Consider the following 205-nt stretch of genomic DNA (forward strand, 5'->3'; position numbering starts at 1 on the left):
CAGTCGGTAGGCGTTGTGCACCAGGCGGTCGAGGATGGCATCGGCCAGGGTCGGGTCGTTGATCCAGCCGTGCCAGTGCTCGATGGGCAGTTGGCTCGTCAGGATGGTGGAGCGGCTGCCAGCGCGGTCGTCGATCACCTCCAGCAGGTCATGCCGGGCTCCTTCCTCCAGCGGGGCTAGCGCCCAGTCGTCCAGCACCAGGACG

The 205-nt window shown here is 67.8% G+C and carries 1 pseudogene; it reads right to left on the reverse strand.

What is annotated here, in order from left to right:
- A pseudogene (gene istB, locus N780_RS19660) lies at positions 1–205 on the reverse strand (IS21-like element IS1474 family helper ATPase IstB); the annotation flags it as partial.

The sequence above is a fragment of the Pontibacillus chungwhensis BH030062 genome (assembly GCF_000770675.1).
Taxonomy (GTDB): domain Bacteria; phylum Bacillota; class Bacilli; order Bacillales; family BH030062; genus Pontibacillus; species Pontibacillus chungwhensis.